Source organism: Pseudomonas sp. BJa3, assembly GCF_026343815.1.
In the GTDB taxonomy this organism is placed as follows: Bacteria; Pseudomonadota; Gammaproteobacteria; order Pseudomonadales; family Pseudomonadaceae; genus Aquipseudomonas; species Aquipseudomonas soli.
The window spans coordinates 12,361-31,001 of the sequence record NZ_JAOXMC010000033.1 but is presented as its reverse complement, the minus strand read 5'-3'; the positions used below and the strand labels follow the sequence as shown (position 1 = coordinate 31,001).

The 18,641-nt window shown below is 67.1% G+C and carries 16 protein-coding genes and 1 pseudogene; 12 read left to right on the top strand and 5 right to left on the bottom strand.

What is annotated here, in order from left to right:
• Positions 1 to 316 precede the first annotated feature (316 nt).
• From OH705_RS26305 to OH705_RS26260, 10 genes are all read left to right on the top strand, one after another.
• Positions 317 to 934 carry a transposase gene (locus OH705_RS26305; RefSeq protein WP_177182957.1) on the top strand — a complete coding sequence of 206 codons (618 nt, stop codon included), beginning with the start codon at positions 317 to 319 and terminating at the stop codon, positions 932 to 934.
• 65 nt (positions 935 to 999) lie between these two features.
• Positions 1,000 to 2,550: a ShlB/FhaC/HecB family hemolysin secretion/activation protein gene (locus OH705_RS26300; protein ID WP_052062210.1), complete on the top strand. Its 1,551-nt coding sequence runs from the start codon at positions 1,000 to 1,002 to the stop codon at positions 2,548 to 2,550.
• Positions 2,551 to 2,590: 40 nt separating this feature from the next.
• Positions 2,591 to 4,396: a DUF2341 domain-containing protein gene (locus OH705_RS26295; protein ID WP_094012580.1), complete on the top strand. Its 1,806-nt coding sequence runs from the start codon at positions 2,591 to 2,593 to the stop codon at positions 4,394 to 4,396.
• Positions 4,397 to 4,406: 10 nt separating this feature from the next.
• Positions 4,407 to 4,832, top strand: coding sequence for an ExbD/TolR family protein (locus OH705_RS26290; RefSeq protein ID WP_046855393.1), 426 nt, complete (start codon positions 4,407 to 4,409; stop codon positions 4,830 to 4,832).
• An 8-nt stretch (positions 4,833 to 4,840) separates the two neighbouring features.
• Positions 4,841 to 5,515, top strand: coding sequence for an energy transducer TonB family protein (locus OH705_RS26285; protein WP_267303348.1), 675 nt, complete (start codon positions 4,841 to 4,843; stop codon positions 5,513 to 5,515).
• Positions 5,516 to 5,553: 38 nt separating this feature from the next.
• Positions 5,554 to 7,251 carry a putative porin gene (locus OH705_RS26280; protein WP_046855395.1) on the top strand — a complete coding sequence of 566 codons (1,698 nt, stop codon included), beginning with the start codon at positions 5,554 to 5,556 and terminating at the stop codon, positions 7,249 to 7,251.
• A gap of 15 nt (positions 7,252 to 7,266) precedes the next feature.
• Positions 7,267 to 7,914, top strand: a complete 648-nt coding sequence (locus OH705_RS26275) for a hypothetical protein (RefSeq protein WP_038706234.1) — start codon at positions 7,267 to 7,269, stop codon at positions 7,912 to 7,914.
• Between the two features lie 28 nt (positions 7,915 to 7,942).
• On the top strand, positions 7,943 to 8,419 hold the full coding sequence (locus OH705_RS26270) for a YbjN domain-containing protein (protein WP_038706233.1): 477 nt from the start codon (positions 7,943 to 7,945) through the stop codon (positions 8,417 to 8,419).
• On the top strand, positions 8,416 to 9,372 hold the full coding sequence (locus OH705_RS26265; RefSeq protein ID WP_160291309.1) for a peptidylprolyl isomerase: 957 nt from the start codon (positions 8,416 to 8,418) through the stop codon (positions 9,370 to 9,372). Before OH705_RS26270 ends, OH705_RS26265 begins: the two co-directional genes overlap by 4 nt.
• A 57-nt stretch (positions 9,373 to 9,429) precedes the next feature.
• The gene (locus OH705_RS26260; RefSeq protein ID WP_267303347.1) at positions 9,430 to 10,392 is read left to right on the top strand and encodes a LysR substrate-binding domain-containing protein; all 963 of its coding nucleotides are present in this window, start codon (positions 9,430 to 9,432) and stop codon (positions 10,390 to 10,392) included.
• Between the two features lie 2 nt (positions 10,393 to 10,394).
• Here the strand turns inward: OH705_RS26260 and alkB are convergent, their stop codons facing one another.
• Positions 10,395 to 11,039 carry a DNA oxidative demethylase AlkB gene (gene alkB / locus OH705_RS26255; protein ID WP_023632268.1) on the bottom strand — a complete coding sequence of 215 codons (645 nt, stop codon included), beginning with the start codon at positions 11,037 to 11,039 and terminating at the stop codon, positions 10,395 to 10,397.
• Between the two features lie 79 nt (positions 11,040 to 11,118).
• Positions 11,119 to 13,031, bottom strand: a pseudogene (locus OH705_RS26250) (TonB-dependent siderophore receptor).
• 133 nt (positions 13,032 to 13,164) lie between these two features.
• Between OH705_RS26250 and ykgO the strand changes: the two are divergent.
• Complete coding sequence (ykgO, locus tag OH705_RS26245; RefSeq protein WP_023632134.1) at positions 13,165 to 13,311, top strand: type B 50S ribosomal protein L36; 147 nt, start codon at positions 13,165 to 13,167, stop codon at positions 13,309 to 13,311.
• Between the two features lie 53 nt (positions 13,312 to 13,364).
• Here the strand turns inward: ykgO and OH705_RS26240 are convergent, their stop codons facing one another.
• The 3 genes from OH705_RS26240 to OH705_RS26230 form a co-directional block, all read right to left on the bottom strand.
• Positions 13,365 to 14,819 carry a PepSY domain-containing protein gene (locus OH705_RS26240; protein WP_263160411.1) on the bottom strand — a complete coding sequence of 485 codons (1,455 nt, stop codon included), beginning with the start codon at positions 14,817 to 14,819 and terminating at the stop codon, positions 13,365 to 13,367.
• Between the two features lie 5 nt (positions 14,820 to 14,824).
• On the bottom strand, positions 14,825 to 16,978 hold the full coding sequence (locus OH705_RS26235) for a TonB-dependent receptor (RefSeq protein ID WP_160291311.1): 2,154 nt from the start codon (positions 16,976 to 16,978) through the stop codon (positions 14,825 to 14,827).
• A gap of 71 nt (positions 16,979 to 17,049) precedes the next feature.
• Positions 17,050 to 17,439 (bottom strand): DUF2946 family protein, encoded by a 390-nt coding sequence (locus OH705_RS26230; protein ID WP_038706229.1) that lies wholly within the window; start codon positions 17,437 to 17,439, stop codon positions 17,050 to 17,052.
• A 275-nt stretch (positions 17,440 to 17,714) separates the two neighbouring features.
• Between OH705_RS26230 and OH705_RS26225 the strand changes: the two genes are divergently transcribed.
• Positions 17,715 to 18,638 (top strand): ABC transporter substrate-binding protein, encoded by a 924-nt coding sequence (locus tag OH705_RS26225; RefSeq protein ID WP_267303346.1) that lies wholly within the window; start codon positions 17,715 to 17,717, stop codon positions 18,636 to 18,638.
• Positions 18,639 to 18,641: the final 3 nt, after the last annotated feature.

Sequence of the window (18,641 nt, the reverse complement as noted above, 5' to 3'; positions counted from 1 at the left end):
AGCGAAGCGTAGGGGCCGTATGAACGGAGCCGAACGGTTTTGCCTACTTTTGTCAAGACAAAAGTAGGTCGCCGTAAGGGCGAAAAGGTGACTAAATGTCGACATCTTCTACGAATGCGCAAACAAAAATCAAAACAATCACTTCCGACCCCGACCCCGACCCCGACCCCGACCCCCTCGAAACCACCCCCTCTGATGAACCTTTCATGACAAAACTTCGGTAGCAATCCGCCACCCCCGTCAAAGCCATGGACACCAACAAGGCACCTGGCCATCAGGCCAATCAAGCCTTGAGAACCGGCCTGGGAGCGGGGCAATGGGCACTATGGAACGCTACACGAAAGTGGGAATGCAGGAGCTCGACCAGCGTCTGGCCAAGATCGTCGAGGCCGCCCGCAAGCAGCCCGTCTCGGTCTACCGCTACGGCGCCCCCTGGGTATGGATCGTCTCCCAGGACGACTGGCAGGGCGCCCTGCGCGAGGTGGCCAGCTGCGTGCCGCCCGGCCATTCGCTGGCGCTGCTCAAGCCGCGCATAGAGGCATTGCTGGACGCGCACCAGCCCGCGCTGGCGCTGCTGGCCGAGCAGCAGGGCATGATCATTGCCCCGCGCACGCTGATGCATGTGCTGCTCCTGCAGCTGCTGTATTCGGTGCCCAGCGAGAAGCAGCTCTACGAGCAGCTCAACTACAACCTGCTGTTCCGCTGGTTCACCGGCCTGGAGCTGAAATCGCGGGTGTGGAACTTCAGCCTGTTCAGCCATGACCTCGGCGTGCTGCTGGGCAGTGCCATGGCCGTTTCCCTGCTGCAGCGCATGGTCGACGAAGTGCTCGGCGCGAGCCTGCAGGCCATGCCCGAGTTCAGCCTCAACCTGGCCCTGTTGCACAGCTGGCTGGCCCGCCACCAAGGCCAGCCCGCAACCAGCGACAACCACTAGCAAACCAACGAATTCCTGGCGCTCAAGGGGGCGGTGTGGAGCATTTTTTCTTCAAGCGATGCGGCATGGGCGCAGGGGCGCTGCTGTGCCTGCTGGCGGTCGAGGTGGCCGCGGACGAGGCGCAGCGCCGGGTCGAGATCAATGAATACGTGGTGCGCGGCAACACCGTGCTCGACGCCCAGGCCATCGAAGAGGCGGTCTATCCCTACCTGGGGCCGGACAAGACCCTGGCTGACCTCGAAGGTGCCCGCGAGGCGTTGCAGAAAAGCTATCAGGCCCGAGGCTACCAGTCGGTGTTCGTCGAGCTGCCCGAGCAGAAGGTCGAAGGCGGCGTGGTCTACCTGCAGGTGAGCGAAACCAAGGTCGGCCGCGTGCGGGTGGTGGGCGCCAAGCATTATTCGCCGCTGGAGATCCGTGAACAGGTGCCGGCGTTGGAGGAGGGCAAGGTCCCCGATTTCGCCCAGGTACAGAACGAGCTGGCCACGCTCAACCGTGCCCCGGGGCGGCAGGTCATGCCGCTGGTGCGCGAAGGCCAGCGCCCGGGCACCATGGACGTCGACCTGCAGGTCGAGGATAAGCAACCCTGGAACCTGAGCCTGGGCTTGAACAACGACCACAGCGCCGACACCGAGAAGCTGCGCAGTGTCGTCAGCCTGGGCTACAACAACCTCTGGCAGGCAGGCCACAGCGTCTCGCTGACCTGGTTCACCGCGCCCCAGGACCGTGACAACGCCGAGGTCTGGTCCGGGTCCTACGCCGCGCCGCTGAGCGAGCGCTGGACCGTGCAGTTCTCCGGCTACCACTCCGACAGCAATGTCGCCACGGTGGGCGGCACCAATGTGCTGGGCAAGGGCCATTCCTACGGCGTTTCGGCGATCTACAACCTGCCGGGCGTCGGCGCCTGGGCCAACGCCCTGTCGATCGGCGTGGACTTCAAGGACTTCGACGAACAGGTCGGCCTGGGTGGCAGCAGCGACAAGGTCCCGCTCAAGTACGCCCCGATCACCTTGGGCTATACCGGCTACCGCTTCACCGAACAGGACCAGTTGAGCCTCGGCCTGAGCCTGGTGGCCGGGACGCGCAGCCTGCTGGGCTATGGCAGCGACGATACCGAGTTCGATTACAAGCGCTACCGCGCCGACTCCAGCTTCGCCGCGCTCAAGGGCGACGGCAGCTACACCTTCGACTTCGCCGGCGCCTGGCAGAGCGCTTCCAAGCTGGCGTTCCAGCTGGCCTCGGGGCCGCTGGTGTCGAACGAGCAGTTCGCCGCCGGTGGCGCCACCTCGGTGCGCGGCTATCTCGCCGCCGAACGCACCGGGGACGACGGCCTGCTGTTCTCCCAGGAACTGCGCACCCCATCCATTGGCCGCTACGTCGGCAGCTACATCAGCGACTGGCGCTTCTACCTGTTCGCCGAGGGCGCCCAGTTGCGCCTGCAGGACGCACTGCCCGAACAGGATGACAGCTACAGCCTGGCCAGCGTCGGCGTCGGCACCCGCGCCACGCTCAACGACTGGTTGTCCGGCAGCCTCGACTGGGCCGTGCCGCTCAAGGACGGCCCCAACACCGACAAGAACGCTTCCCGCGTGCACTTCAGCGTGCAGGCGACTTTCTGAACGATTGACCTACTGACCGGCATCGGCCTGGAGACCTCTCATGCAACGCCTGATATTGACCTTGCTGCTGTGCCTGGGCTTCGCCCTGCCGGGCAGCGCCAGCGCCTGGTGGCAGGACGACTGGATGTACCGCAAGCAGATCGCCGTGGACACCACGCCCCAGGGCGCCGGCCTGACCCAGGCGCTGGGCCGCACCGCGCTGCTGGTGCGTCTGCACACCGGCAACTTCAGCTTCGACGGCGTCAGCGAAACCGGCGCGGACATCCGCTTCGTCGCTGCCGACGACAAGACCGTGCTCAACCATCATGTCGAGCAGTTCGATCCGCTGATGGGCATGGCGCTGATCTGGGTCGACGTACCCCGTATAGAAGCCGGCCAGCGCCAGGACCTGTGGATGTACTACGGCAACCCCAAGGCCCAGGCACCCGCCGGGCAGCCGAGCTTCGACGCCGACTACACCGCGCTCTACCACTTCGACGGAGCCACCGCCCGTGACGCCAGCCCTTATGGCAACCAGCTGCAAGGGCCGACGGTCAGCGTCGATGGTGTGATCGGCCGGGCCATCCAGCTCGGTGGCCAAGCCTTGCTACTGCCCGCCAGCGCCTCGCTGCAGCTGCCGGCGGGCGCGGCGTTCAGCTTCAGTACCTGGCTGCGCCAGGACCAGGCGGTGGGTGAGCAACTGCTGCTGGCGCGCCGCGAGGCCGGCCACAGCCTGCTGCTCGGCCTGGCCGAAGGCGTGCCCTTCATCGAGGTGGACGGCCAGCGCGCCGCGGCCAACCAGGCGCTCGGCGCCGGCCAATGGCAGCACCTGGCACTGGTGGGCGAGGGCGGTAACCTCACGCTGCTGGTCGAAGGCCAGCCGGTCGCGCGACTGGCCGCGAGCCTGGCGGCCTTCAGCGGCGCCATCGGCATCGGTGGCGACCTGCCAGCGGCTGGGGGCGAGGCCGCCGGCCACTACGCGACCTTTGTCGGCGCCCTGGACGAGCTGCGTGTTTCCCGCGTCGCCCGCAGCCAGGCCAGCCTGCAGGCCGACGTGCTGGCCCAGGGTGCCGAGTCGCGCCTGGTGGTCTATGGCGTCGACGAGGAACAATCCGGTTTCGGCTTCGGCGGCCTGGGCTTCCTGCTCAAGGCGGTGCCGGTGGACGCCTGGGTGATCATCGCTGTTCTGGTGCTGATGATGGTGCAGTCGTGGGTGATCATGCTGCGCAAGCAGCGCACGCTCAATCGCGTCACCGCCGCCAATACGCGCTTTCGCGAGCGTTTCGCCACGGTCGGCACGCGCCTCGAGCAGTTCGCCGACGATCGCGAACTGCATGACCGGCTGACCGACTCCTCGCTGTGGCGCCTGTACCTGGTGGCGGTGCAGGAAATCCGCACCCGCCGCGCCCAGGGCGCCGACACCAGTGAAGTGTCCGCGGCCACCATCGAGGCCATTCGCTGCTCCATGGACGGCGTGCGCACCCGCGAGAACCAGGCGCTGTCCTCGAAACTGTCGACCCTGTCCAACGCCATCGCCGGCGGCCCCTACATCGGCCTGCTGGGCACGGTGCTGGGGATCATGGTGGTGTTCCTCGGCACCGCCATGGCCGGCGACGTCAACATCAATGCCATCGCCCCGGGCATGGCCGCGGCGCTGCTGGCCACCGCCATGGGCCTGTTCGTCGCCATCCCCGCGCTGTTCGGCTACAACCGCCTGACCACGCGCAACCGCGAAGTCAGTGCTGACATGCGGGTGTTCGTCGACGAGTTCATCACCCGTCTGGCCGAGCTGCACGGCGAGGGCCAGGCCGGTGAAGCGGCGCTGCGTCCGGCCGGGCGCAGCGTCAACCCGTCGATCCCGGCGTGAGGAGGCAGGCATGGCATCCGTGAACAACGCCCAAGACGACGACGCCGACGCCGCGGTCGACAGCATCAACATCACCCCGCTGGTGGATGTGCTGATGGTGGTGCTGGTGATGTTCATCCTCACCGCCACCGCGCAGGTCTCCGGGATCCAGGTGCAACTGCCCAAGGCCAGCGCCACGGTGTCGCTGGCCCAGCCCAAGACCAAGGCGATCTCGATCAACGATGCCGGCCAGGTATTCCTCGATGCCTACCCGGTGACGCTGCAGGAGCTGGAGGACCGCCTGCGCAGCGAAAAGGCGCGCAGCCCGGATTTCCCGTTGATCGTGCGCGGTGACGCGGGCGTGCAGTACCAGAAGGTGGTCGAGGTGCTCGACCTGCTGCGCCGTCTCGAGCTGGCCCAGGTCGGGCTGGTTACCGGCAAGCCGAACCAGGGGTGAGGGCAGGCATGGAACCTAAAGCCAACTTCCGCCGCCTGCTGACCTGGGCCGTGCTCGCCGTCGCTGGCGCGGGCCTGGCCTGGCTGCTGTGGCAGTGGGCCAACGACATGGCCGGGGTGCGTCGCGAGGCGCCCAAGGTGCCGGCGATCATCCCGCTGCCGCCGCCTCCACCGCCGCCCCCGCCCGAGCCGCCCAAGGAGCCCGAACCGCAGGTCGAGGAAAAGATCGTCGAGCCGCAGCCGGTGCCCGAGGCCGAGGAGGTCAAGCCCGCCGAGGACGCGCCGGACCCGGCCCAGGACCTGGCCGACCCCATGCAGATGGACGGCGACGCCCAAGCGGGCGGCGACAGCTTCAACGTCGGGGCCGGCAAGGGCGGCGGCATGGCCGGTGGCGGCGGAGGCGGCCTGGGTAGCGGCACCTACAGCCAGTATCTGGCCTATGCCTTCCAGCGCCTGCTGCTCGACAACCCCGAGCTGCGCAACCTGGTGTTCAACCTGCAGGCCGAGATCTGGCTCAGCGCCGCCGGCGAGATCACCCGGGTCGAGCTGCTGCGCGGCAGCGGCGAGCCGGAGGTGGACGCCCAGGTGCTCGCCGCCCTGCGCGGCGCCCGGGCCCTCGACCAGCGCCCGCCGGCCAACCTGACCTTGCCGGTGAAGATCGCCCTGCAGGGGCGCCGGCCATGAACAACGAAGCACGTCTGACCCACAGGAGCTGCAAACCCATGAAGTGCCCAGTCAACCGATTGACCCTGGCGCTCGGCCTGCTGGCCGCCGCCACCGCGGTCGGTCCGGCCGTCGCCCATGCCGCGCCGTCGGAGAACGCGACCGTCAACCTGATCCGCCTGCTGGTGGAACAGGGCGTGCTCAAGCAGGACAAGGCCGACGCGCTGATCGCCCAGGCCGAGCGCGAGGCCCAGCAGGCGCGGGCTGTCAGCGCCGCGCCGATCGTCGCCCAGGCCCCCGCGGCCAACGGCGAGGTGCGCGTGCAGTATGTGCCGGCCATCGTCCGCCAGCAGATCCGCGACGAGATCAAGGCCGAGGTGATGAACACCGCCAAGCAGGAAAACTGGGCCGCGCCCAACACCTTCCCCGACTGGGCCTCGCGCATCAGCTTCGACGGTGACCTGCGCCTGCGCTACGAATCGCGCGGCTACGCCGACGGCAACAGCAACGAGATCGTCGACTTCGCCAAGCTCAACGACAAGGGCCCGTACGACGTCAACGCCAACAGCGGCTCGAACCTGCCGCCGCTGCTCAACACCCGCGAGGACCGCGACAGCCTCCTGCGCCTGCGCGCGCGCTTCGGCCTCAAGGCCCAGCTGGCGGACAACTGGGTGGCCGGCATCCGCGTCGCCACCGGCTCCAACAACAACCCAGTGTCGACCACCCAGAACCTCGGTGGCGGCTTCGGCAAGAAGGACATCTGGCTCGACCAGGGCTATGTCACCTGGACGCCCAGCGAGCGACTGACGTTGACCGGCGGGCGCATCGCCAATCCGTTCATGTCCACCGATATCCTCTATTCCCACGACCTCAACTTCGATGGTGTGGCGGCGATCTTCGACCAGCCGCTGAACCGCGACCTCAGCCTGTTCGGCACCGTCGGCGCGTTCCCTGTGCAGTACAGCGACGACAGCGCCAGCAGCAACGGCCTGGACAAGGAGGACAGCGACAACAAGTGGCTGTACGGCGCGCAACTGGGCGCGAAATGGGCGCTCAACGACCATCACCGCCTCAAGGGCGCGATGGCCTACTACCGCTTCGACGACATCGCCGGCGAGCGCTCCAGCCCCTGTGCGCCCTGGGATGGCCAGCCGGCCTGTGACAGCGACGAAACCCGGCCGACCTTCATGCAGAAGGGCAACACGGTGTTCCTGCTGCGCGACATCACGCCCAATCCGGCCAACCCGGCGGCCACGCCGCAGCCGCAGTTCGTCGGCATCGCCTCGGAGTTCGAGCTGCTCGACCTGAACCTGGTGTGGGACGCCGACTTGCCTCATGACTTCAAGCTGCGCAGCCAGGCCAACTACATCCACAACCTGGCCTATGACGAGGGCGACATGCGCAAGCGTTCGGCCGGCCAGCTGGCCAACAACATCGACGAGAACGGCAACATCAAGAGCGGCGGCGACGCCTGGATGTTGCAGTTCACCCTGGGCAACGCCCTGGACATGCGCAAGGCCGGCGACTGGAACCTGTTCGCCGGCTACAAGCGCATCGAGCCTGACGCGCTGCCGGACGGGTTCAACGATTCGAGCTTCCACCTCGGCGGCACCAACGCCAAGGGCTATTTCCTCGGTGGCAACTACGGCCTGGCCGACAACGTCTACGCTACAGCCCGTTGGTTGAGTAGCGAGGCAGTCTACGGCGCGCCGTTTGACATCGATGTGCTACAACTTGAAGTCAACACGCGTTTCTAGGGAAGGAGCACGGGCATGAACAAGGGAGTCTATCGCCATCGTTGCGCCTGGTTGATGCTGGCGCTGGGCGCAAGCCTGGCCGCCTCGGCGTCGGCCGAAACCCTCGAAGAGCGCCTGCGCACCCAGCTGCGCAGCACCACGCAACAGTTGCAGGCCCTGCAGAGCGAGCAGGCGCAGGCCAGCGCCGCCCGTCAGGCGGCGGAACAGCAACGCGACGCGGCCCTGGGCCAGGTGCGCGAGCTGACCGCGCAACTGGCCAAGGCGCGCGGCCAGAGCGAACAGCTCGCCGGCCAGCAGCAGGCCGTGCACAGCCAGGCTCAGGCGCTGGTGGCCAGCAGCAACGAACAACTGCACAAGTACAAGCAGGCCTATGACGAACTGCTGGGCATGGCGCGCGCCAAGGAAAGCGAGCGTGCCGGCCTGCAGGCACAACTGGCCGAGCGCGATGGCCAGGTGCAGCAGTGCCAGGCGCGCAACCAGCAGATGTACGGGGTGGCCAAGGAGATGCTGGCCGCCTATGAAAAGGTCGATATCGCCGATGTGATGAAGATGCGCCAGCCCTTTGCCGGCTCGGCTCGGGTCCGCTTCGAGGAGCTGGCCCAGGCCTATGGCGACAGACTCTACGAAAGCCAGTTCGACGCCCCCAAGGGCTTGACCCAGTGACGTTTTCTCAACGCAAGGAAGTAAGCACATGACCGAAGTCACCCTGATCGAAACCGTTAGCGCCGACTCCCTGACCAAGCTGCTGCAGGATGCCGGCTGCCGGGTCAATCGCACCGAGCAGAATGCCGTGGTGCAGTTGCTCAGCGCCAGCCAGGGCGTGGGTTACGCCGTACGTTTCGGCAACCGGGCGCTGAACCAGGAAGGCGAGTTCCTCGATTTCACTTTCAGTTGCGCGCTGCGCATCCAGGGCGAGCTGCCCGCGGGCCTGGCCGAGCGCTGGAACGCCACGCGGCGTTTCGCCCGCCTGTCGGTGCAGGGCGAGTTCCTGGTGATGGAGAAGGACGTGGTGGTTGCCGACGGCGTCAGCGAGAAACACCTGCTTGGCAGCCTGTTGCTTTGGGATCGCCTGCTGCAGGAGTTCATTGTCTACCTGCGCGACTACAGCCGTAATGTCGCCGAAACGGCGCCCGAGCAGGTGGCCAGCGACGCGGTGAGCGCTTCGTGACGGCGCGAACCCTGTGGGCTGGCGCTGGCGCGCTGGCCGTTGTCGCAGTGGCGGTCGCCCTGGCCTTGCGCCCGGGCGACGAGCCGGTGGCGGCGGCGCGCCCGGCTTCGCCCGCCACCCTGGTGGCCACCGACAACGGCCCGGTGCTGGCGCGCCTGGGCGAGCAACAGGTGGGCAGCGGCGAGCTCAAGGCGCTGTTCGCCCAGTTGCCCGAAGAGTCCCGCGCCAGCCTGCGCGGCGACCGGCCGGCACTGGAGGCCTGGATCCGCGCCCGCTTGGCGGAAAAGGCCCTGTACCAGCAGGCCGAGGCTCAAGGCTGGCTGCAGCGTCCGGAGATCCAGGTGCAGACCCGCGCGGCCACCGAGCAGATCGTCTTGCGCGACTACCTCGACTCGGTGAGCAAGGTGCCCGACGACTACCCCACCGAAGCCGAGCTCAAGCAGGCCTACGAGGCAGGCAAGGCCGGGTTGCAACTGCCGGCACGCTATCGCCTGAGCCAGATCTTCCTGCGGGTGGAAAACCCCAAGGATGACGAGGCCGTGCGCAAGCAGGCCGCGGCCCTGGCCAAGCAGGCCCAGGCCGCGGATGCGGACTTTGGCGCATTGGCCCGCGAGCATTCGCAGGATGCCGGCACCGCCGCCAACGGCGGCGATACCGGCCTGCAGGCCTTGGCGCAACTGTTGCCGGAGGTGCGCGGGGTGGTGCCGAAACTCAAGGTGGGCAGCGTCAGCGAGCCGGTGCAGAGCGCGGCGGGCTATCACATCATCAAACTGGTGGAACAGCAGCCGGCCCGGGCGGCGACCTTCGACGAGGTGGCCCCGCGCCTGCGCCAGGTGCTGCGTGCCCAGCGCCAGGAGCAGGTGGCCAAGGCCTATGTCGAGGGCATGTTCGACACTGCCACCCTCAGCATCGACGGCGCGGCGCTCAACCAGGTGCTGGAAAGCAGCCGCTAGCCGCCTACAACCATGGAAGAAGCGGGCCTGCCGACGCGGGCCTGCGGGAGGCGAGGGATGCCTATCGATCTGTCCCGGGGGCGAGCCCCTGATACCAGCGTGCCCGTCGTTCGCCCCCAGGTGCCGCTGGCCCTGGACGAACAGACTCTGAACTGTTTTCTGGTCACAGCGCGCTGCGGTTGTTTCATGCAGGCGGCGCGGCGGCTCAACCTCAAGCCGGTGGCTTTGCGCAAGCGCCTGGCGGCGCTGGAGGCACGCCTGGGCTACAGCCTGTTCGTCAACCGCAACAACAACCCGGTGCTCAGCCAGCAGGGCGAGCGCCTGCAGCAGGTGCTCCAGGCCCGCGAACCGGTGGTGCCACCGGCGCGGGAAGCCAGCGCCAGTGTGCGCCTGGCCGTGGCCGAACCACTGCTGCAGGACCTGCTGGGCCGCAACCTGATCAACTTCGTGCGCCAGCATGCCGGCATGCGCCTGGAGGTGGCCACGCTCGATGGCCGCCAGGTACCCGAGCAGGCCGCGGATGTGGCGTTATGGCTGGGCGACCTTGACCAGGGCGCCCACAGAGGCTGTTTTGCCGACACCACCGCCGAAGCCCTGGCCACCCTTGAGTACCTGCCGCATATCGCCAAGCGCTATGCCCGCGAGGCCAACCGCCCGACCAGCCTGGCGCACCTGCAGGACTACATGCTGGTGCAATGGCAAGGTGAGGTCGGCGTGCAGGCGTTGACGCCCTGGCAGGCGCTGTTGAGCACCCGCTCGGCCGGCGTGACGCAGATCCAGGACTACGAGATGTACTGCCAGCTGATCAAATGCAGCGCCAGTGTCGGTTTGCTGCCGCACTACGCGGCGCATCTGGATCGTGGCCTGCTGGCCTTGCAGGGGTTGTTCCGCGAGCCGATGCGCCGGCGCGTGTGGCTGGCGGTCGATGAGCGTACCGAAGCCGATCCGTTGGTGCAGGTGATGGTCGGGGCGATCCGCGCCGCGTTCGAGGAGCGCCGGGAATGGTTTGCCGGCCGTTAGGGTCAGCCGGCCTTGCGCAGCGTCAGATTGATCCGCCGTTCGCCCATGCGCGGATGCACGCCAGGCTTGATAGGCAGCACGCCATGAAAGCGCAGGCGGTCCTCGCCGCCCCACACCAGCACGTCGCCGTGGTTCAGCGGGATGCGTCGGGTTCGGTCCGAGCGCTGCAGCCCGCCGAACAGGAACACTGCGGGCAGGCCCAGCGAGATCGAGACGATCGGATGGGCGTAGTCCTGCTCGTCGCGGTCCTGATGCAGACTCAGGCGGGTACCCGGCAGGTAGTGGTTGATCAGGCAGGCATCCGCCACGAAGCCGTCGAAACCGGCCTGGGCAGCTGCGCGCGAGGCCAGCTCGAGCAGCACCTGGGGCAGGGCGGGCCAGGGCTTGCCACTGACCGGGTCGGTGGCAGAGTAACGATAGCCGCTTGCGTCGCTGACCCAACCCAGCGCGCCGCAATTGCTCAGCGCCACGGCCATGCGCAGGCCGCCGGGGGTCTGCATGTGGCGAAACGGCGCCGCGCGCAGCACCGGGCGCAAGGCATCGAGCAGGGGCTCGAGTTCCGCCAGGGCGAAACCTGGCAGCAGCGTGGTGTGCGCGGCCAACTGCTGGGGGTGTGCGTCGAACAGATCGAGATCGGACTGGATCATGCCAAGGGCTGCTTGGGGGTGTCCGCACAGTGTATCGCGATGCCCCGGCGCGTGGGGCATCGCGAGCCACTGCGCCGCCTCAGAGGCTGAGGGTCAGGCTGACACTGACATTGCGCGGTTCGCCCGGCAGCACCCATGAACTGTTGTATGAGCGCTCATAGTACTTGCGGTCGAACAGGTTGTTGAGGTTCAGGCCCACGGTGACCTGCTCGCTGGCCTTGTAGTGCGCCAGCAGGTCGACCGTGCTGTACGAGGGCAGGGTGAAAGCGCTGCCAGCCTGACCGGAGCGCTCGCCGACATAGTTGAACGCCGCCCCCAGGTCCGAACCGCGCAGGGCGCCATTCTGGAACTCATACACGCCCATCACGCTGCCGCTGTTACGGGCAATGCCCAGCAGGTCGCTGCCCTTGGGCAGGCTGGCATCGCCCTTGGTGACCTCGGCATCGATGTAGGCATAGGCGCCGATCACCCGCACCGCCTCGCTGAGCTGGCCGCTGAACTGCAGGTCCAGGCCTTGGCTGCGCGCCTTGCCGGCCGCGATGCTCTCGCCCAGGGCATCGGTGGTGATGACATTCTCCTTGTCGATATGGAACAGCGCCACCGTGGCGCCCAGGCGGCTGTCGAACAGGTCGAGCTTCAGGCCGGTCTCGTAGCCGATGCCTTTCTCGGGCTTGTAGACCTGCCCCTGGGTGCCGATGGTGTTGGGCTTGAACGAGGTCGAGGCGTTGGCGAACACGCCGACCTGTGGCGTCAGCTGGTACAGCAGGCCGACGCGGGGCGTGGCGACATCCTTGGCCTGGCTGTTGCTGATACCGCTGCTGCGGTTCTGCGAGGTCTGCTCGATGCGCTCCAGGCGTACCCCGAGCAGGCCGCGCAGGCGTTCGCTGAAGGCGATCTGGTCCTGCAGGTTGAGGGCATGGCTTTCGGTGCGTTCGAAGAAGTCATTGGCGCGGGTGAGGGCCGGCTTGGGCTTGCCGTATACCGGGTTGCGGATATCCAGGCCGTAGCTGGCCAGGGTCGCGCTCTGCGGGTACTTCTGGCTGTTGCGGTAGTTCTCGTATTCCAGGCCGATCAAGCTCTGGTGCTGCCAGCCGAGCAGCTCGAACTGGCCGTGCAGTTCGGCTTGGGTGATGTTGTCGTTCCACTCGAAGTCGCGCTCGCGGTAGAAGCGCGTGAGCGTGTTGCCGACCAGGGCCTGGGGCTCGGAGCTGTTGCCCTTCAGTGTGCCCTGGGTGTAGTGGTTGGCCAGGCGCAGCTTCCAGGGCGGGTGTCGGGCGACAGCTGCCAGCTCAGCGATGGGCTGACGATCCGTCGCTCGCTGTTGACGTGATCGCGGAAGCTGCCGTTGTCCTCCACCGCCAGGTTGACCCGGCCCAGCAGGTTGCCTTGGCTGTCCAGCGGCGCGTTGGCGTCCAGCGTGCCGCGGTAGCGGTCCCAGCTGCCGGCGCTCAGGTTTACGGTGCTGAACGTCTCGGCCTGGGGGCGCTTGCTGACGATGTTGACCAGGCCGCCGGGATCGCCGCGGCCATAGAGGCTCGCGGCCGGGCCCTTGAGCACCTCGATGCGCTCGATGCTGGAGGTGTCGGGCGCGCTGTAGCTGCCGCGGTTGACGGCGAAGCCGTTCTTGTAAAGCTCCCCTGTGGTGAAGCCGCGCACGCTGTAGTTGAGGAAGGTCAGGCCGCCGAAGTTGTTCTGCCGCGACACGCCGCCGGCAAAGTCCAGGGCGCGGTCGATGCGGGTGCTGTTGAGGTCCTTGAGTACCTGGGCCGGCACCACTTCGATGCTCTGCGGGGTGTCGCGGATATCGGTGTCGGTGCGCGTGGCGGTGGCCGAGCGGGTGGCCCGATAACCCTGGACCGGGCCGTCGGCGCGCTCTTCGAGGTAGGCGTCGGTGATCGAGGTTTCGTCCAGTACCAGGGGTTGGGCCGCAGCGAGCGGTTGACCGAACAGGCCCAGGGTCAGGCCGGCCAGAAGGGGAGCGCGAGGGTTCAAGGGGGATCTCCGATAAATATGTAATAACATTACATCAGCGTTCCATTCATCGCCAGAAAAAGATCTGAGAGGGCGGTTGTGTGATGAGAATGATTTGCGTTAACGTTATGTTATTACGTATCTGGAGGTTCTCATGCAAGTCCTGTCCTCACTCAAGCAGGCCAAGCGCCGTCATCGTGACTGCCAGGTGGTTAAGCGCCGTGGTCGGATCTATGTGATCTGCAAGTCCAATCCGCGGTTCAAGGCCAGGCAGGGTGGGGTGAAGAAAAAGCGCGGGTAGCCGTCAATGGCTGTCAGTCAGGCGAAAGGGGCTGCACAGCAGCCCCAATGACGCTACCGAAGAGTCCTGCGCAGGCGTCGCCAGCCCAGTACCACACCACTGAGGGCTATCACCAGGCCGCCGCTACTCAGGCCGATGATCAACCCTTCGCGCAACAGCGGCCGCGCCAGCAGTGGTTGCCAATCCCAACTGTGCAACAGGTTGAACAACCAGCGCCCGGCACGTTGCGCCCGGTCGTGGCTGGCCACCAGCGTGCCGCTGGCAGGGTCCAGGTAGGCCCATGTGCCCGCCGCGTCGGCGAAGCGCACGCGCAGCACGGGCAGTGGGCGCGACTGGGACCCGTACATGCTCTGTGGCTCGCGGGCGAAGTAGTGGAAGTCGTAGGCGCTTTGCCAGTCATCCTCCACCGTCACCCCGGGAGCCATCGCTTGCGCGGCCGCCAGCAGCCTTTCCCGGCTGAAGGTACGCGCCGGCGCGGCGTGCGCTTCAAGGATGCGGCTGTCGCCGTCGGCGCTGCGGGCCACTGCATAGGTGACGCCGGCCAGGCGTTGCCACTGCAGCTCCACTGCATCGAACCCTGTTTCGTCGCGCAAGCGGGCCAGGGCCGTGGCAATCGGCAACTGCAGGTCGGCGGCGCGCAGCGGCGCTTGCTGCAAGGCGATCTGCGAGCGGCTGTCGGTCACGCCCCAGGGGCGCATCGACATCAACCCGCTGAACACCCACAGCACCAGCACCCCACCGAACAGCAGCCCGCCGATGTGGTGCCAGCGCAACCAGCCGCCGGGGTACGGGCTGCACGATCCGCTACGGTAAGGCTTGCGCAGCCGCAGGCGCAGGATGCCCACCGCGATGCCCATGAGCGCCATCAGCGTGCCGAGCAGTGACAGGCCGATCACCAGGGTGCGCCAGCCATTGTCGAAGCCCAGGCCGCCGCGCAACGGATAGAGCCAGTGCAACCAGGCGCCGACCCAGTTCCAGGCGCGCTCACGGCCGCTCGCATCGCGCACCACCTCGCCGGTGCGCCCGGACAGGTACAGCCAGGTGCCGGCCGCATCGTCCACTTGCACCCGGTGCAAGGGGCGATCGCTGTCCAGGGCCCGGGAGTGGGTCCACATGTCCTCGTCCAGTGTGCCCTGGTAAGCCAATGCCGCGCTGCCGGCGTACTGCCGGGCATTGGCCAGGGCCCAGGCCGCGTCGGCGATGGCCAGGGGCTCGCCGTTGGCGGCATCGAGGGTGACGCGGCGACCGTCCGCCAGCTCCAGCAAATAGTACGGTTGCCCGCCCAGGCTGGTCAGGCGCAGCGCCTTCACCGGCTGCTCAGCCCATTGCGCCGGCAACTCGGCGCAGCATCCCGCCGGCAAGGCCGGCAGGTGGGCCAGGCGCTCGGCCGTGGTCAGCTTGGGGTAGCCGACATACAGCATGACCACCCCGGAGACGAACCACAGCGCCATGAACAGGCAGGCGACGATGCCCAGCCAGCGATGCCACAGGTACAGCTGGCGTTTCAGGCCCATCAGTAGCGCCACTGCACAGCGACTTCCAGGCTGCGCGGCTCACCCAGGTAGTACTGGGTGTTGGTCTGGTGGATGAAGCGGGCGTAGACCTCGTCGGTGAGGTTGCGCAGGCGGGCGCTGAGTTGCACGTGCTGGTCCAGGTCGTGGGTCATCGACAGCCCGTAGACGGTGTACGAAGGCACCCACTGGGTGTTGGCGGTGTTGGCGTATACCGCCGAGACGTAGCGGGCGTCGGCGCCGACCTGCCAGCCCGGCGCCAGGTCGTAGGTCAGCCAGAGGTTGGCCACCCGGTCCGGGATGTTCACCGGGGTCTTGCCCTTGCGCGAGTACACCACGCCGCCGATGGTCTCGTTGAACTCGTCGTATTCGGCGTTGACCCAGCTGAAGTTGCCCGCTGCCAGCAGCTTGGGCGTGACCTTGAACGACGCCGCCAGCTCGATGCCGGTGGAGGTCTGCTGGCCGGCCTGCTCGGTGGTGTTGGGCACGGTCGAGGAGGGCACCGAGATGTTCTTGCGCACGATGCGGTAGGCCGCCGCGGTGGCCGAGCCGCGCCCGTCAAGGAAGTCGAACTTGCTGCCCACTTCCACCTGCCTGCCGGTGCTCAGGTCGAAGTCGCCGACCTGGCTGATCGACGCGCCGGTGAGCGAGCCGCCTGGCGGTTCGGCCGAGGTGCTGTACTGGGTATACAGGCTGATATTGGAGGTCAGGTCGTAGACCAGCCCCAGGCGCCCGGTAAAGGCATCCCAGCGCCGATTCAGCTTGGCCCGGGTCACGTGGTCGACCACGTCGAAGTCGATATGGTCATAGCGCAGCGCGGTGACCAGCGACAGCTGGTCGGTCAGGCGGGTACGGTTCTCGACGAAGCCCGCAGTGGTGTCGGTGGTGGTGCTGCGGCCCTTGGCGCGTGGCGCGTCCATGCCAGGAATGTCGAGGAAGTGGCCGGGCTGGAAACCGTTGGGGTCGATGCTGTCGAACGCGCCCTTGGACAACGGGTAGGCGGTCTGCTGGTTGCGGTTGTAGTCCACGCCGAACGCCCAGTCGCTGGCCAGGCCGAACAGCTGGCCCTGGTGGGTCAGCTCGACGCGGTTGCCGTTGACCTCCTGGTCGTGGCGCTGGCGGTAGCCGCCGGAGCGGGCGATGGCGGTGTTACCGGGGTTGTAGCGGTACACCTCGAGGTTGCGGTAATCGCGCTGGCCGTTGTAGTGGTAGAAGGTGTTGCGCAACTGGTTGCTGTCGTCGATGCGGTAGTCGGTGATCGAGCGCAGCCAGCGGGTGCGCTGCTCGTAGCGGCCGTCCTCGACGTTGTAGTTGTTGAAGCGATTGTGCTTGTCGATGTGCAAGGTGCCGACCGCCGGCTGCAGAACCGGCGTGCCCCAGTACGGACTGTCCTCTTTTTCTTCCAGGTACTCGATGGCCAGGGTGTGCGACAGCTGGTCGTTGATGTCGCTGAGCAGCGAGAAGGCCAGGTTGCCGGCCCCGTTCTCCTGGCGGTCGATATAGCCATTGGTGCTGGTGCGGCTGTAGTCGAGCCGCGCGTAGTGGCGCGGGCCGTCGCCGCTGTTGAGCGCCTTGTTGAAGCCGACCGAGGTTTCCATCGTGTCGTAGCGCCCATAGCTGACGCGGCCCTCGAAGGTGTCCTCGTCGCGGTTGGCCAGTTTGGTGATCATGTTCAGGCTGCCGCCGACGGCGCCGCTGCCGTTGAGGAACGACGACGGCCCGCCGAGCAGTTCGACACGGTCGTAGATCCATGCCCCGACCGGGCGCCCGGCGGCGCCATACTGCAGGTTGATGCCGTTGAACAGCTGGCTGACCTGGGCGCCGTTGAAGCCGCGATACGACACGTAGCCACCCCAGCCGGGCGGTGCCGAGGCGTTGACCCCGGGCAGCGCGTTGGCGGCGTCCTGGAAGTTGCGCGCGCCGATGCGCTGCATGGTCTTGCGGTCGGCGACGCTGATCGAGGCCGGGTTCTCGCGGGCGCTGAGGTTCAGGCGTGAGCCGCTTTCGATGGGCCGGTCGAGGTCGAGGCTGGTCGCCTCCTTGGGTTGCTCGGCGGTGGCCGTGACGTTGCTGGCGGGCAGTGTGAGGGTGTCGTCCTGCGCCCAGGCGCAGGTTGCGCTGCCAACGAGCAGCGCCAGAGTGGTCATGCGGAACATGCAAGGCTTCCTGGCTGAAATCAATGAGCGCACGCCCGCTGCCGATCAGGCAGTTCGAGGGCGTGGCGATGTCAGAACGCGAGAAGCGAAGCGGGGGAGGCGCGGGGGTTGACCAGTGGCCAGCGCTGCTTGGGCAGCCGTGGCGCGGGTTGTCTGGGTAAGGGTTTGCTCGACTCCCCGGCGAGCAGGGCCAGCAAGCCGAAGAACACCGCCAGCAGGATGGCGCTGAACAGGCTGGCGATCACGCAGTCGCCGCCGGCGGGCAGCACCGGGTCGGTGATGTCCTGGTCGCCCTTGAACACGCCGCTGCTGTCGGCCGCGCACCAGGCGGCGTCGTCGAGGCCGGCCAGGCGCAGCCCGGCCATCTGCCCATGGCCCATGGCGCACAGCAACGAGCCGAACAGGATGCTGAAATACAGCACCCAGGCGACTTGCGATCGTGTGTGGCGGGCCAGCTTCATCGGCAAAGCTCGAAGGGAATTGGAATAGTTTAGGCGTGCGGATTCTACAACTTTTGACACATCTGCCTAGAGTGAACGGCCGATAAAAAACATTCGAAACGATTCACCGGTCGTTGCTTGACGCTCTTTGTCCCCAGGTGTTCAGATGCGGACCATTTTGTTTGGCACGGGGCCGCGCGCAACGAGGCAGACAGGAAAATGGAGCAGTGGGTGCAAAGGCATCTGCAGGGCGGAAGGACCGCCGAACGACTGTTGATCGAGGGAGGGGGCGTGTGATGCGTAGAACCTTGCTGCTGTCGCTGGCCTTGTGCTGTGGCACACCGGCCCTGGCCGACAGCTATCGCAACTGCGGGCAGGACTGGCAACGGCCTGCTGCGGCGCCTGCGCGTATCGTCGCCCTCAACCAGCACGCGGCCGACCTGCTGCTCGCCCTCGGCGCGGGGCCGTCGATGGTCGGGGTGGCCTACCTGGACGACAACGGCGCCGCCTACAAGCAGGGCCGCTACCAGGGTGTGCCGGTGATCGCCCGGGAGTATCCGGCCAGCGAAGTGTTGTACGCGCAAAGGCCGGATCTGGTGGTCGGTGGATTCGCTACGGCCTTTGGCGATGGGATCACCTCGCGCAGCAGATTGGCCGGCAACGGGATTGTCACCTACCTGCTCGAGTCGGCCTGTAACGGTCACTCGCTGGACTACTACGGCCATGTCCGGCGTGACCTGACTGTGCTCGGCGAGCTGTTGGGCAGACAGGCGAGGGCGCAGGCATTGATCGAGGCGATGGAGACAGACCTGGCGCAGGCCAGGGCGATCGCACCCAGCGGCAACCCACTGTCGGTGTTCTACCTCGACAGCGAGGTGCGGGGCCTGGACAGCGAGGGCGGACGTGGGTTCGTCACGCCGCTGCTGGCCGCCGCCGGGGCGCGCAATGTGCTTGCCGGGATCGACCAGTACCGCGTGACGATCAACCGTGAGGCATTGCTGAGCAGCGACCCCGACGTGATCCTGCTGGCCGACGCCCTGTGGTCGCCGGCCAGCCGCAAGCGTCAGCTGCTGACCCGCGACCCGGTGCTTTCGAGCCTGCGGGCGGTGCGCGAGAATCGCATGATCGATATCCCGTTCACCCAGCTGATGCCCACGCCGGCCAGTGGGCGCGTGGCCCTGGAACTGGCGCGGCAGCTCAGGGGGATGGCAGTTCCATAGCCG

Coding starts and splice junctions, on each gene's coding strand:
- OH705_RS26305 (WP_177182957.1), top strand. CDS start 317: ATGGGCACTATGGAACGCTACACGAAAGTGGGAATGCAGGAGCTCGAC.
- OH705_RS26300 (WP_052062210.1), top strand. CDS start 1,000: ATGGGCGCAGGGGCGCTGCTGTGCCTGCTGGCGGTCGAGGTGGCCGCG.
- OH705_RS26295 (WP_094012580.1), top strand. CDS start 2,591: ATGCAACGCCTGATATTGACCTTGCTGCTGTGCCTGGGCTTCGCCCTG.
- OH705_RS26290 (WP_046855393.1), top strand. CDS start 4,407: ATGGCATCCGTGAACAACGCCCAAGACGACGACGCCGACGCCGCGGTC.
- OH705_RS26285 (WP_267303348.1), top strand. CDS start 4,841: ATGGAACCTAAAGCCAACTTCCGCCGCCTGCTGACCTGGGCCGTGCTC.
- OH705_RS26280 (WP_046855395.1), top strand. CDS start 5,554: ATGAAGTGCCCAGTCAACCGATTGACCCTGGCGCTCGGCCTGCTGGCC.
- OH705_RS26275 (WP_038706234.1), top strand. CDS start 7,267: ATGAACAAGGGAGTCTATCGCCATCGTTGCGCCTGGTTGATGCTGGCG.
- OH705_RS26270 (WP_038706233.1), top strand. CDS start 7,943: ATGACCGAAGTCACCCTGATCGAAACCGTTAGCGCCGACTCCCTGACC.
- OH705_RS26260 (WP_267303347.1), top strand. CDS start 9,430: ATGCCTATCGATCTGTCCCGGGGGCGAGCCCCTGATACCAGCGTGCCC.
- alkB (WP_023632268.1), bottom strand. CDS start 11,039: ATGATCCAGTCCGATCTCGATCTGTTCGACGCACACCCCCAGCAGTTG.
- ykgO (WP_023632134.1), top strand. CDS start 13,165: ATGCAAGTCCTGTCCTCACTCAAGCAGGCCAAGCGCCGTCATCGTGAC.
- OH705_RS26235 (WP_160291311.1), bottom strand. CDS start 16,978: ATGTTCCGCATGACCACTCTGGCGCTGCTCGTTGGCAGCGCAACCTGC.
- OH705_RS26230 (WP_038706229.1), bottom strand. CDS start 17,439: ATGAAGCTGGCCCGCCACACACGATCGCAAGTCGCCTGGGTGCTGTAT.
- OH705_RS26225 (WP_267303346.1), top strand. CDS start 17,715: ATGCGTAGAACCTTGCTGCTGTCGCTGGCCTTGTGCTGTGGCACACCG.